The organism is Halomonas sp. LC1, assembly GCF_030247125.1.
In the GTDB taxonomy this organism is placed as follows: domain Bacteria; phylum Pseudomonadota; class Gammaproteobacteria; order Pseudomonadales; family Halomonadaceae; genus Vreelandella.
In genome coordinates this window covers 421327-434212 of the sequence record NZ_JASSPG010000001.1, presented here as the reverse complement: position 1 = coordinate 434212, position 12886 = coordinate 421327, and the positions used below count along the sequence as shown (strand labels likewise).

Annotated in this window: 11 protein-coding genes; 4 read left to right on the top strand and 7 right to left on the bottom strand. The window is 56.4% G+C overall.

Annotated features, from left to right (window positions below; genetic code table 11):
* The first annotated feature begins 96 nt into the window (after nt 1-96).
* Nucleotides 97-279 (top strand): alternative ribosome rescue factor ArfA, encoded by a 183-nt coding sequence (arfA, locus tag QIT27_RS02035; RefSeq protein ID WP_285262734.1) that lies wholly within the window; start codon nt 97-99, stop codon nt 277-279.
* Between the two features lie 103 nt (nt 280-382).
* On the opposite strand, the gene QIT27_RS02030 is transcribed toward arfA, so the two are convergent.
* Nucleotides 383-1096 (bottom strand): response regulator transcription factor, encoded by a 714-nt coding sequence (locus QIT27_RS02030; protein WP_159341346.1) that lies wholly within the window; start codon nt 1094-1096, stop codon nt 383-385.
* A 156-nt stretch (nt 1097-1252) separates the two neighbouring features.
* On the opposite strand from QIT27_RS02030, the gene QIT27_RS02025 reads away from it, so the two are divergent.
* The gene (locus QIT27_RS02025; protein ID WP_285262733.1) at nt 1253-1759 is read left to right on the top strand and encodes a putative pterin-binding protein; all 507 of its coding nucleotides are present in this window, start codon (nt 1253-1255) and stop codon (nt 1757-1759) included.
* A 27-nt stretch (nt 1760-1786) separates the two neighbouring features.
* The gene (locus tag QIT27_RS02020) at nt 1787-4033 is read left to right on the top strand and encodes an ATP-binding protein (RefSeq protein WP_285262732.1); all 2247 of its coding nucleotides are present in this window, start codon (nt 1787-1789) and stop codon (nt 4031-4033) included.
* Nucleotides 4034-4088: 55 nt separating this feature from the next.
* Here QIT27_RS02020 and QIT27_RS02015 read toward each other — a convergent pair whose 3' ends face one another.
* The 6 genes from QIT27_RS02015 to QIT27_RS01990 all read right to left on the bottom strand — a co-directional run bounded on the left by QIT27_RS02015 (nt 4089) and on the right by QIT27_RS01990 (nt 11967).
* A complete protein-coding gene (locus QIT27_RS02015; RefSeq protein WP_285262731.1) occupies nt 4089-5249 on the bottom strand; it encodes an EAL domain-containing response regulator in 1161 nt (386 codons plus the stop codon).
* Between the two features lie 165 nt (nt 5250-5414).
* Nucleotides 5415-7100 (bottom strand): methyl-accepting chemotaxis protein, encoded by a 1686-nt coding sequence (locus QIT27_RS02010; protein WP_285262730.1) that lies wholly within the window; start codon nt 7098-7100, stop codon nt 5415-5417.
* Between the two features lie 170 nt (nt 7101-7270).
* A complete protein-coding gene (locus QIT27_RS02005) occupies nt 7271-9109 on the bottom strand; it encodes an ABC transporter ATP-binding protein (protein WP_285262836.1) in 1839 nt (612 codons plus the stop codon).
* A 125-nt stretch (nt 9110-9234) separates the two neighbouring features.
* A complete protein-coding gene (locus QIT27_RS02000) occupies nt 9235-10842 on the bottom strand; it encodes a gamma-glutamyltransferase family protein (protein ID WP_285262729.1) in 1608 nt (535 codons plus the stop codon).
* Between the two features lie 40 nt (nt 10843-10882).
* Complete coding sequence (locus tag QIT27_RS01995; protein ID WP_285262728.1) at nt 10883-11413, bottom strand: chromate transporter; 531 nt, start codon at nt 11411-11413, stop codon at nt 10883-10885.
* Nucleotides 11410-11967 (bottom strand): chromate transporter, encoded by a 558-nt coding sequence (locus QIT27_RS01990; RefSeq protein ID WP_253016818.1) that lies wholly within the window; start codon nt 11965-11967, stop codon nt 11410-11412. Before QIT27_RS01990 ends, QIT27_RS01995 begins: the two co-directional genes overlap by 4 nt.
* 192 nt (nt 11968-12159) lie before the next feature.
* Here QIT27_RS01990 and QIT27_RS01985 point away from each other — a divergent pair, with 192 nt between their 5' ends.
* Nucleotides 12160-12828 (top strand): GntR family transcriptional regulator, encoded by a 669-nt coding sequence (locus QIT27_RS01985; protein WP_159341355.1) that lies wholly within the window; start codon nt 12160-12162, stop codon nt 12826-12828.
* Nucleotides 12829-12886 lie beyond the last annotated feature (58 nt).

The following is a 12886-nucleotide window of genomic DNA, read 5'->3' as shown; positions in this document are numbered from 1 at the left end:
CGGCAACGGGAACTGTTGGCGCAGCGGGTGTTCCTAAGGGCGGCGGCTAACACACGCCGCCTTATTAAGCGTCTCTTAATAAACCAGGAGTACAGTGTGAAACAGCATAAGGTTCGCGATAACGCGCTAAAGGCACAGTTACGTACGCCCATGTTCAAAATGCAGCAGCAAACACCTAAGAAAGGCAAAGGCAGCTACTCTCGCAAAGGGCGTCATGCACAGAAGGGATCGTCTTCGATCGGTGTTAGCGCCCTGAGAGGGCATCGCCAAGCCGCTTAAATCAGCGTTTTGGCGATGCCTTCCCCAGGCATCACTGCAGGCAATTTGCCAGTCTGCAGACTCTCATCAGCTTTTGGCCGACCGCAAGGTCGGCTTTTTTATGTCAATTGGCCGCTTGCTCTACGGTAGAGATACTGCACACTTCCATGCGATAGCCCGATTGGTAGACGCTGCGAAGTCGCAGTCCGTGCCGTCCATCCAGCTCTAATTTGCGGCGCAAACGGCTGACATGGGTATCCACCGTGCGTGTCGAGACATCGCCTTTGATGCCCCAAACCAATTCCAGTAAATGAGCACGGCTCAACAGCTCACCCACTTTGGAAAAGAAAAGCGTGGCCAGACGGTACTCGCGTTCGGTCAATTCAACGGCATGGCCATCGACGCAAATGGTGTGCTCATCGGTATTGATTGAGAAAGCACTGGGGCAGGTGGCAGAGGGGCGGGGTGTGTCGTAACCGGCGCGGCGACCCAAGGCGCTGACGCGGGCGAGAAACTCTTTAGGGCGCAGCGGCTTCGCTAGAAAGTCATCGGCGCCTTGTTCCAGCGCTTTAACGACGTCGTCTTCCCCCTGGCTTGCGGTAATGAACAGAATGGGGCCACGCCAACCGTCGTTTTGTCGCAAGTGGCTGACCACGTCCATGCCGCAGCCATCCGGCAGGCGCCAGTCGATGATGAGAAAATCGAAGCGCTGCTCCTGCGTTGCGCGCCTTAATTCACTTGCCCTGCCAAAGAGCGAGACTCGATGCCCTGCAGAAAGCAGGCACTGCTCAATGAACGCTTGTTGGTCGAGATCATCTTCCAGCACGCCGATATGCATGGTGAGTTACCTATTTTTATCGTGTGATAAACCTCACACCAATGGGGATAGAACTCATGCCTTAATTCTAGTTTAGGTAGGGGGAGCGACACAAAGGTTTACAGTTAACGCTTAAGTCGTAGCGCTATAATTCGCCTACAACCTAGGAGGTGAAAAATGGCTAAGCGTCTGATTAATAAAGCTCTTGTTTTCCTAGCCGGTGCGTTTTTCTTCAATGTGGCGCAGGCGCTCGAGGCGCCGACCGGCAGCGTCATTTTAGAAGTGACGGGCAACATTACTCACACCAATGTGGGTAACGAAGCGCATTTCGATAAAGCGATGCTAGAAGCGCTCACGCAGCGTACCACCGTCACTAGTACGCCGTGGCATGACGGCGTCGTGAGTTTTGAAGGGCCGCTGGGAAGAGCGTTATTAGACGCCGTGGGTGCTGAAGGGGAGCAGTTGAACGTCGTGGCGCTCAATGACTACTCCTCCACGGTACCGGTCAGTGATTTCTATAAACATGACGTCATTTTGGCCATGCAGGCCGATGGACAGCCGCTGAGAATTCGTGATCACGGGCCGCTATTCGTCATTTATCCCTTCGATGAAAACCCCTCGCTCTTGAACGAAGAGATCCTTACCCGCTCCGTGTGGCAGGTCAAGCGCATCGAGGTCGAGTAGCGGGCGCAATATTGTTAGGTACACGCCATGCTACCCATTATTAGGCACTACTTTTCGCGCCGTGTGAGGGTCGCTACGTTCTCAGCGATCCTCTTTTTTCTATCTGCCATTATTACGGGTGGCGTCATCTTCCAGCGGCAGCACGCCATCGAAAATCGCCTGTTGGAAAACCTCGTGTGGACGGGGTATCAGTTTGATAGGGAAGTGCGCGAGTTTCATCTGACGCTGGTGGATAGCCAGCTGGGTCACATGAGTAGCGAGGATTTGCTGCTGCGCTTTGAAATATTGTTTAGCCGCAAGACGCTGTTTCAGCAGGGAGAGATCAATTTAGCGGTATCAAAGATCGAGGGTGTGAATGCGCTGGTAGAAAAGGCGGCCACCGTGATTCATGACATCGACCATTTGATCGAGCCGCTATGGGACAATGCCAGCGCGCTAAACGACGAACTCATTCGTCACGTCATGGAGCGCACGGTTCAACTACAGCAAATTACCGGCACCATCTTGATAGAGACCAACGCAAGCGTGGCGCGACTGCGCACGCTTGAGCGCGAAAAGATGACGCAGCTCTACGGGTTGGCGTTGATCATTCTGCTCTCGCTGATGTTATCGGGAGGTCTATTGGTTCGCGCCCTGCTCATCGAAGGAAAAGTGAGCCTTCGTAAAGCCCAGGCATTAGAGGTGAAGAGCCGAGAGCTGAAAGAGACGGCCAAGCGTGCTGAAATCGCCAGCCAAGCCAAGTCCCAGTTCATGGCCGTGATGAGCCATGAGATTCGCACACCGCTCAACGGGGTGGTAGGGATGGCCGATCTATTGAGTGACGAAGTGCACACGCCCAAGGCTCACGCCTACTTGTCAGCACTCAAACGCAGCGCTGAGAGCCTGCGCGCCGTGATCAACGATATTCTGGATTACACCAAGATAGAGAGCGGACGGCTTGATCTGGACGCTCGTCCCTTTGACCTGCGCGAATGCATCGAGTCGCTCTGTACGGGCTATGTGCTCCAGGAAAAAAGCAAGCCGGTCGTGTTCAACTACTCCATCGACCCGTCGCTGCCTCGGTTCGTGGTGGGGGATATCGCTCGCCTACGTCAGGTGATGATGAACCTAATCAACAACGCGCTGAAATTCACCGAAGAGGGGTTTGTGAAGTTTCACGCCTCGCCAGGGGATGACCATCGACTGCTGTTCGAGGTGTACGACACGGGGTGCGGTATTGAGGCGGCAGATCAGGAGCGTCTCTTCTCCGCTTTTTCCCAGGTAGATACCTCGATTGCGCGGCGCCACGAAGGGACGGGCCTGGGGCTCGCCATCTGTAAGCGGCTCGTTCACGCCATGGATGGTGAGATCGGTGTGACTAGCCAAGTAGGTTTGGGTAGCCGCTTCTGGTTTACGGTCGCGCTGCCGGAAACAGAAGGGGTAGAGGTTTATCACCGCAGCGAGCAGCAAGCGGCGCTGGCAGATAACCACCATATCCTGATCGTGGAAGATAACCCCATCAACCAGACCGTCGCAAAAGTCATGTTGGAGCAGCTTGGGCAGCGGGTGACCATTGCCGATAACGGTCAGGCGGCGTTGGCGCAGCTTCAAGAAGAGTATGCGGCCATCGACCTCGTGTTGATGGATATGCAGATGCCGATTCTGGATGGTCCTGACACCACGCTGCGCTGGCGGGCTTTTGAGGCCGCGAACGCGCTGCCCAGGCTGCCCATCGTCGCTATGACGGCAAACGTCATGCCCGAGCACCGCGAGCGCTGCTTCGACAGCGGGATGGACGACATGATCAACAAGCCGTTCACCCGGGAAGAGCTGTATCAACTGATTAGTCGCTACGTCCCGAGCGCTGAGCTGCCCAAGGAAAGTGTCGAGTCAGGCGAGCGCTCCGCCAGCGAGCAGGGGAGTTTGCTACAGGATGCCGCGGACGCGCCGGAGGTGTTGGATCGTAAGATTTGCGCTGAGCTGCAGGAGGCGTTCGACCCTACATCGCTCAATGCGCTGTTGAGCGCGTTCTTGACCCGGCTGGAGGAGCGTTTGATTCGCCTGCGAGCGTGCTGGCTTTCGGGGGATAGTGAGTCCTTACGTAAGGAAGCGCACTCACTCAAAGGAGCGGCTGCCTCGCTAGGCTGTGCCGCCATTGCCGAGAAAGCCGCCATGCTGGAGAAGAGCGCCAGCCATGACAACGATACATCGGTGACGGGGTTGTTGGACGCGCTAGAAGCGCTGAAACTCACGACCGAGCAAGCGTTGTTGGCGCAAGGATTGTTGGCAGCTTGAAGCCATACCAGCGCTACTCAGGGTAGCGCTGGGTGTTGTCGACCAGGGGCGGCGATTAGGCCCGCTTGGCGATTGTCGTCTGATAACTGACCCACTCATCGAATAGCGCTGGCGAGAGAGGGCGAGAGATGAAATAGCCTTGTCCCACGGGGCAGCGCGCTTCGGCGAGCAGCGCCTGCTGCTCTGCGTTTTCGATCCCCTCCGCCACGACGCTCATCCCGAGACGCGCGCCTAACTCGACGATGGAGAGCGTAATCGCCTGGGCACTAGGCTCACTATCGATGAGCGAGACGAAGCTTCGGTCGATTTTCAACTCATCGAACGGCAACCGGTAGAGTTGCGTCAATGAGGAGTAGCCTGTGCCAAAATCATCCAGCGCGAGCTTGCATCCCCGTTTTCGTAACTCGTCCAGGACGTGCCTGGCATAGCCCAAACACTCCACGCCGACGGATTCCGTCAACTCCAACGTGACCTTGGTCATATCGATGGGGTACTTGCGACAGAGCGTATCGAACATCGACAGCATGTTTTCGGCTTTGATGAATTCGGCAGGTACGTTCACGGCGATGCTCAGCGTGAGCCCCTGGGCGCCCCACTTGGCCAGCTGCGCAAAGGAGAGGTCTAGAATGTTCCAGGTCAGCGGTACCATCAGACCGCTTCGTTCGGCGAGAGGAATAAAGCTATCCGGATAGATCGTTCCGCGGGTAGGATCCTCCCAGCGTACCAGGGCCTCTGCGCCCACCACGGCACCGGTTGTTAGCGACATCTTGGGTTGTAGCGCCAACGTGATATGTTGCTGCTTGATCGCCTGGGCCAGCTCGCCCACGGACGGCGGTTTCGGCGATGCCTCGATCTGTTCGATCACATCGCTCAGGCCAGTCATGAGCTTGGCTTTGGGCAGAAATCCCAGCATCTTTAGCCCTTTGGCGTTGCCTTCGGCAATGGCGTGGGCGGCCGTTTCATCGGAGCAGCTACTGAGTAGCAGAATCGGCGCGTTGATCTTCAGGTCGTACAGATAGTCGAGAATATCCAGCCCGGTAAAGTCACCCAGGCCAAAATCAAGCACGATCAAATGAGTGTTGAGTAGGGCAGGTTTACGCGCCAGCTCTCCCAAGCACCCGGCGGTGGCGACATCAAACCCATGCCGACTCAGCAGCATTTTGCCGAGCAGTTGGATATCGACGTCATCATCAATCACTAACGCACTAGGCGGCATGATGTGTCCTTTCATGTGAGTGCGCGGTGGCTTTGAATAGGAGTTATGACTCACGCACCAAACGCATGGCCGGGATGGGCCATGCAAAAGCGCCTTCGGGTGCCAGGGGAGCCCGAAGACGCAGAGAGTAATGAAATTAAACGAGTGGTTGGGTAGACGATATCATCAGAAAGACTCCCATTCAGGGGTGGGCTGACGAACCAAAGTTTTAGGTAGCGTTGAGGCTAACTGTAGTGTGCTTTTCTTCGTTTGATCAAGCGATGTATGGCGTGCTGCATCAACGTTGGTGAGGCTATTGCTCAGTTTGAATGAACCTACCAAGGCGCTGAGCCGATCTGCCTGCTCGCGCAGTTCCGCAGCGGCAGCGCTGGACTCCTCCACCATCGACGCATTGTGCTGCGTCATGCTGTCGAGCTCGTTTACCGCGTCATTGACTTGACCAATGCCCACGCTCTGCTCTTTTGCGCCTGCGCTGATCTCTGCCACCACGTCGGCGACGCGCTCGATACTTTGCATCATGCTGTGCAGCGTATCGCTGGCGGCTTTCACTTGAGAGACGCCCGAGTGGGTGCGTTCCGCCGAGGTACTGATCAGTTCAGAGATGCTCTTTGACGCGTCGCTGGTACGGCTGGCGAGAATGCGCACTTCTTGTGCGACCACCGCAAAGCCCCGACCATGCTCTCCCGCTCTAGCCGCTTCCACTGAGGCGTTCAGTGCCAGAATATTGGTTTGAAAGGCAATGCTTTCGATCATGGTCACGATTTCACCGATTTGGCTAGACGACTCGCTAATACTGCCCATGGTTTTCTGAACGTTCTGCATGGCGTTCAAACCTTGATGGGCGATGTCGCGGGTCGATAGTGCAAGCTGGTTGGCTTGTTGGGCAGATTCGGAGGCATTGTTTACCACCGCCGCAATTTGCTCCATAGAGGCAGAGGTTTGCTGCAAGTTGGCCGCGGCCTGTTCGGTGCGCGAGGCGAGCTCTTGGCTACCCTTGGCGATTTCAGTCGAGGCGTGTTGAAGGCTCACGGTGCTTCGGCTGACGGACTGTAGCGTGTCGTCGATGCGGTTGATAAAGGCATTGAACTGTTGGGCAAGCTCGCCAATTTCATCCCGGCGCTGGCTTTGAATGCGCGCGGTAAGGTCGCCTTCGCCCTCGGTGATGTCCTTGATGCGTGCCGTCACCTGGCGAATCGCCCGTGACATGGTGATGGGGCCTGCCAAGGCAATGAAGATAGCCACTAGGAAAACAGCGACCGAGAACGTCCCTGTTATCCACTCCTGGCGTTTTACTTTTGCAACCGTTGCCGCTTCGGTATTACTCGCGACGTCTACGACGGCTTCACCAGCCGTGTTATAGAGTTCTCTTAGTGCATTAAAGGTCGTGAGTGATTCCTGCTTGTGTAATTGTAATGCTGAGTTTAAATCACCACGCTGGTGAGTATCGAAAACCGCGTTAGATGTGGTTTTCCACTGGTTAAATAAAGTGTCAAAAAGAGCAAGTTGTTCGAGTATATGAGGCTGCTGTTGCATGATCTCTTTAAATCGATGCATACCGTCTAACGCTTGTTGGACATTCTCTTCGAACGTCGCTTTTAGCTCGGCGGACTCTCTACTGTCGGGGCTCACAAGGACGTACTCCGCTTCGGCAATACGGGCTTGATGCAGGTCACGGTCAGCATTGATCACGGCAGCAGTGGCTGGCCCGAACCGCTGGCTAAACTCCAACATGCGATGTTGAACGCTATTTACCAGAAGCAAGTCGACAATAAAAATAATCAATAACGCCAGCGCAACGCTAATAAAAGCGACAGAGTATTTAACGCTGATGGAGTGTAGGCGGTTGTTCATTTTCGTTGCCTCGAAAAATGAGCCATGGGATATGTTGTAAAGTAAACGAGGCAATGATGTCAGTCGATAGTGCGAGGGGAAATGTCACTTTTCTTCACGTTGTAAGAGTCTCTGGCTAATGATGAATAATGAGACTTAACGTGCTTTTCGATAGCAGCTTAACTAACCACTTATCGATACCCCTCTGCCTGCAAATGAAATAGCGACGCATAGCGCCCGTTGTCTTCAAGCAGCGTTTCATGGGTGCCGCGTTCGATGATGCGCCCTTGGTCGATGACGATGATTTGGTCGGCGCTGCGGACGGTCGAGAAACGATGGGAGATCAGAATCGTCATCTTGTCGCGGCTGTGATCACGAAAGCGGGCAAAGACATCCGCCTCGGCGGCGGCATCCATGGCAGCGGTAGGCTCGTCTAGCACTAAGATATCGGCATCTTTACGCATATAGGCGCGGGAGAGCGCCACTTTCTGCCACTGGCCGCCGGAGAGCTCTTGGCCGTTTTTAAACCAGCGCCCTAGCTGGGTTTGGTAGCCGTCGGGCATGCGCTTGATGAAGTGATCGGCCAGCCCGTCTTTCGCCGCCTGCTGCCAGCGCTGCTGATCATCGAAGGCGGTGGTGTCGCCCACCCCAAGGTTTTCCCCAACGGTGAGCTGATAGCGTACAAAGTCCTGAAAAATCACGCCCACCCGTGCCCTTAGCGCCTGAGTGTCCCAGTCGTTGAGGTCGCTGCCGTCTAGCAAAATTCGCCCTTTTGTGGGTCGGTAGAGCCGGGTCAAGAGCTTGATCAAGGTGGTTTTGCCCGATCCGTTTTCACCCACTAGGGCAAGACTGCTGCCGGGGACGATATGCAGCGAAATATCGTGTAGCACCTCACGGCCGCCGGGATACGCAAAGCTCACCTGCTCGAAACGTAGCCCATCGTTGGGGATGACGCCCTGGGTCACATGGCCCGTATCGGTCTCGGTGGGCTGTTCCAGATATTCGTAGAGGTTGGAGAGGTAGAGGTTATCTTCATACATGCCGCTCACGGCTGTAAGGCTGGCGGACAGTGCGCTTTGCCCCTGCTTGAAGACCATCAGATACATAGTCATTTGACCCAGCGTTAGCGCGCCGATAACGGTTTCGACGACGACCCAGCCATAGGCCGCGTAGAATGTCAGCGTACCCAATAGCCCGAGCACGAACCCCCAACCCTCTCGGCGCAGTGTCAAGCGGCGATCTTCGGCAAACAGCTGATGAAAGATATCTCGGTAGCGCTGCAGAAAGCGCTGCTCTAAACCAAACAGTTTGACCTCTTTAATGCTGTCTTCACGAGCCAGTACGGTTTCCAGGTACATCTGCATGCGGGTTTGCGGCGAGCGCCAGCGAAATAGCCGGAAGGCATCGCCGGAGAATTTCGCTTCGGAAAGAAACACTGGCAGCGCTCCCACCACCAAGATCAGCAGTGCCCAGGGAGAAAACTGCACCAACAGGAAGGCAAAACTGCCGAGGGAAATGGCGTTCTGCAGCAGCCCAAAGGTTTTATTGACCAGCGCTAGTGGGCGGGTCGAGGCTTCTCGTCTAGCACGGGTGAGCTGATCATAAAGCTCCGAATCCTCGAATTGGCTCAGCGACAGCGTGCCCGCTTTTTCCAAAATCATCACGTTCACTTTCTGCCCGAGCAGCGCTCTTAACAGCGACTGCTGGGCCGAGAGGCCACGCTGGGCTAACGCCATCAGGGCAATGATGCCGCCTTCCAACGCCACTAACCCCAGCACTGGAGTGAGCGTTGCCCATAAGTCAGGGTTGCTCGCTGTCTCATAGCTTTCCATCGCCGCCAGCACGCCATCAACAATCAGTTGGCCCACATAAGCCGCCACAGCGGGCAGCACGCCAGCCACCAGCGTGCAAAGCGCCAAGCCCAACATCATCCAGCGGGAGGTGTCCCATACCAATGCCAGCGCACGGCGGCTATAGCGAAACACGCTAAAGAAGCCGCTGAAGGGAGAGGAGGAAGGAGAGGACGGCATCATGGCGTTAGCAACATCGAAAAGTAAGGAGCACCAGCATCAGTAGGCCGCCATGATGCGGTGCTTTGGCGTTGATAGCCAGCCTGCTGCCCCTAAGAGGGCAGCAGGTGATGGTGTGAAAAGCGCTACAGCGGCAGCACGGCCCCATCGGTGCGCGGTTCAGTACCGCCTTGCAGCACGCCGGTATCAGAATTACGGAGAATGATTTGGCCACGGCCAAAGCTAATCGAATCCGCCACCTTAACAATCTTGTGGCCGCGCCGAGCGAGGGCGAGCGCCAAGTGGTTGGGGAAGTCGGCTTCCACTTCCACGGTTCTTCCGGTGGTCCATTTCCAACGGGGCATATCCAGCGCGGCCTGTGGGTTGAGCTGATCCTCAAGCATCGCAGTGACCACCTGCACTTGGCCCTGGGGCTGCATATAGCCGCCCATGACGCCAAATGGCCCAACGGCTTGATTATCTTTGGTGATAAACCCGGGAATGATGGTGTGGTAGGTGCGCTTGCCGGGAGCCAACGCATTAGCGTGCTCAGGATCTAACGAGAATGACCAGCCGCGGTTTTGCAGGCTAATCCCGGTGCCGGGAACCACCATGCCGGAACCAAAGCCTTTAAAGTTACTTTGGATAAACGACACCATATTGCCTTCGTCATCAGCGGTAGCTAGGTAGACGGTGCCGCCTTGCAACGGGTTGCCGTGCGCCGGGTCAACGGCCTGATCACCGATCAGCGCAGCGCGTGCGGTGAGGTAGGCATCATCTAGCATCTGCTCGGTGGTGGGAGCCATCGCGCTGCGTTCGGTGATGTGTTTAAAGCCATCCATATAGGCAAGTTTAGTGGCTTCAATCCTGCGGTGCAGGGTTTCAACCGCATCGCCTGGGCACGGGTCTAACCGTTCCAGCATGCCGAGTGCTTGCAGAACAATCATACCGCTACCGTTCGGTGGAATTTCCCAAATATCATGGCCTTGGTAGCGCACGCTAATCGGGTCGACCCACTCGGGCTGGTAAGCGGCCAAATCCTCTTTACGAATTAAGCCGCCATGCTCGCGGGAGAACGTATCGATGGCCTCAGCCAGTTCACCGCGATAAAACGCCTCGGCGTTTGTGTTGGCAATCGCGTCTAAGCTTTTCGCGTGGTCAGGAGCGGACCATAACTCGCCAGGGCGCGGTGCCCGGCCTTGGGGGGCAAAGGTATCGAACCAGGGTTGGAAGGCAGCGTCGGGGTAGGTCGCGTAGTGATGGAAGGCCTCTTCCCACATTTGGTGGATCACCGGCGTCACCGCAAAGCCCTCTTCTGCCAGCGCGATGGCAGGCGCTAGCAGATCCGCAAAGGGCAGTTTGCCAAAGCGCTCAGAGAGTGCCGCCCAGGCCGCAGGCGCGCCAGGCACGGTGACCGGCAGCATGCCATGGTTAGGCATAGCGTCATGGCCAAGCGCTTTCAATGCTTCAATGGTGGCCGCCTGCGGAGCAGGGCCGCTGGCGTTGAGGCCATGTAGCTTTCCATTGACCCACACAATTGCGAAGGCGTCGCTGCCAATGCCGTTAGACGTAGGCTCTACCACAGTGAGTGCGGCGGCGGTGGCAATCGCCGCATCAATGGCATTGCCGCCTTGCTGCAAAATAGTGATACCTACCTGGGCGGCGAGCGGCTGAGAGGTGGCCACCATACCGCGTTTGCCGAAAGTGGCCATACGACGTGAGGCACTGGGGTAATAGAGAGCGTTGTTATGCATGGGAGTCCTTTCTCGTGAAGGAGGGCGCTAAGAGAGGTTATCAGCCTAACAAAAGCCCTCCATACACCAAGGCGCCGATAACGACAAAAGCGGGATGGGTGTTGAAACGCACAAGCGCAATCGCGGCCACGATACCGATAATCAGCGTGTGGAGGAGGCCGCTTGCCGCCATACTTTCTGTGAAAAAACCGAGGGTAAGCCACGCCATCATCATGGCAATGACGGGGCGCACCCACTGGCTCATGCGCTTGACGCGCGGGGAGTCGCGGTGGCGATAGAGAAGCCCGAGTGCGCCAAGCATGAGCAGCAGGGAAGGGACCACCGTGGCAGCCACGGCCACGAACGCCCCACCAATGCCGGCGACCTCGTAGCCCACATAGCCCGCCATTTTGGTGGCGATTGGGCTAGGGAGCGCATTGCCGAGCGCCAAGGTTTCAGCAAAACCCTGCGAGGTCATCCAGCCGTAGCGGCCTACCACTTCCGCCTCGATCAGCGGAATGATGGCGGGGCCACCGCCGTAGCCAATGATGTTAGGAATGAAAAACGCTAAAAAGAGATCCCAATAAATCATGCGGCACCCTCCGCGCGTTTTTTATCGGAAGGACGCAGCAGCGCGGCGAGCAGAATGGCCCCAATCACCCAGCCGGGGTGAACGCCGAGCCAATAAATCACGCCACCAGCGATGACCGCCATCACAAGGCTGACAAGCCAGCCCAGGGCGGCTTTGGATTTATCGAAGAAGTCCCAGGTAAGCTGAGCCATCATGACCATGACCACGGGAACGACCGCTTGCCCCATGCCGCGTATCCAACCCACGTCGCGGTAGCGGCTAAAAATGCCTAGCATCACAATCATGGCAACGATCATCGGCAAAATGACGGCGATGACCGCAGCAACGCAGCCGCTGGTGCCTGCCACGCGATAACCGATGTAGCCGGGCATTTTGGTGGCAATGGGGCCGGGTAGGGTGTTGCCAATGGCGAGCACGTCGGCAAACTCTTCATCCGTGAGCCACTGGTGGCGTGTCACGACTTCCGCGCGAACCAGCGGTATCATGGCAGGGCCGCCGCCAAAGCCGAAAATACCGACGCGGAAAAATGCCCAAAAGAGTGCGGTTTGCTTCATGGGTTTAACGCCTGAAGGGGAGGCCATGGGGTCAGCAACATAAGAAGAATGCCCTGTTTATCGTTTGTAGATTAAAAAATCGATTATTTTGTCTAAAATAGAATATAGGTGAGCCCCGCAAGAGGCGTCAACACGTCACCATGGGTTTTTCGTTAACCGATCCCTGGCAAAGGTATGCAAAAGGACTCCGGAATGAACAAGCATATGCAGCTTCCCACTAGCAGCGCCTCAAGCCCTATTTATGATGTGCTGCGTCGGGACTTGGTCGGCGGTCGCTTCAAAGCGGGTGAGAAACTCGCCATCAACGCGCTGAAAGAGCAGTACCAAGTCGGCCTCAGTCCGCTCCGTGAGGCGCTGAACAAGCTGGCGGCGTATGGGCTGCTGGTGCAGGAGAATCAGCGCGGGTTCAGGGTACCCAAGCTCTCCCGCGAAGAGCTCGATGACATTGCCCGGCTGCGCACCGAGTTGGAGGGCATGGCGTTAGAGCGGGCCATTGCCCACGGCGATGCCGTATGGGAAGCCGATTTGCTGGCGGCAGCGCATCGACTCAAGCGCGCCGACATTACCTTGGATAAAGGCGAGGAGTGGGAACGGCTGCACACTCAGTTTCACCGCACGCTCGTAGCACCTTGTGGTTCGGTGTGGTTATTACGGTTTATTGAGCAGTTGCACGACCAGTTCGACCGCTATCGGCGTTTAGGGCCAAAGATGCCCACCATCCGCCAAGAGCTGGATGAACAGCACCACGAATTGGTCGAACTGGCGCTTCAGCGCGACGCCACCGCTGCACGGGCACTGATGGATGACCATATCCACAAATCTTACGAAGTCGCGTTGGCTCGTTACCAGCAGCACGCCTGACGTATTTGCCAGGGGATCCCTGTACACTGGGGGCCAGCGCGTGGCACTCGCCACTTGA

Coding starts and splice junctions, on each gene's coding strand:
- QIT27_RS02030 (WP_159341346.1), bottom strand. CDS start 1,096: ATGCATATCGGCGTGCTGGAAGATGATCTCGACCAACAAGCGTTCATT.
- QIT27_RS02025 (WP_285262733.1), top strand. CDS start 1,253: ATGGCTAAGCGTCTGATTAATAAAGCTCTTGTTTTCCTAGCCGGTGCG.
- QIT27_RS02020 (WP_285262732.1), top strand. CDS start 1,787: ATGCTACCCATTATTAGGCACTACTTTTCGCGCCGTGTGAGGGTCGCT.
- QIT27_RS02015 (WP_285262731.1), bottom strand. CDS start 5,249: ATGCCGCCTAGTGCGTTAGTGATTGATGATGACGTCGATATCCAACTG.
- QIT27_RS02010 (WP_285262730.1), bottom strand. CDS start 7,100: ATGAACAACCGCCTACACTCCATCAGCGTTAAATACTCTGTCGCTTTT.
- QIT27_RS02005 (WP_285262836.1), bottom strand. CDS start 9,109: ATGCCGTCCTCTCCTTCCTCCTCTCCCTTCAGCGGCTTCTTTAGCGTG.
- QIT27_RS02000 (WP_285262729.1), bottom strand. CDS start 10,842: ATGCATAACAACGCTCTCTATTACCCCAGTGCCTCACGTCGTATGGCC.
- QIT27_RS01995 (WP_285262728.1), bottom strand. CDS start 11,413: ATGATTTATTGGGATCTCTTTTTAGCGTTTTTCATTCCTAACATCATT.
- QIT27_RS01990 (WP_253016818.1), bottom strand. CDS start 11,967: ATGAAGCAAACCGCACTCTTTTGGGCATTTTTCCGCGTCGGTATTTTC.
- QIT27_RS01985 (WP_159341355.1), top strand. CDS start 12,160: ATGAACAAGCATATGCAGCTTCCCACTAGCAGCGCCTCAAGCCCTATT.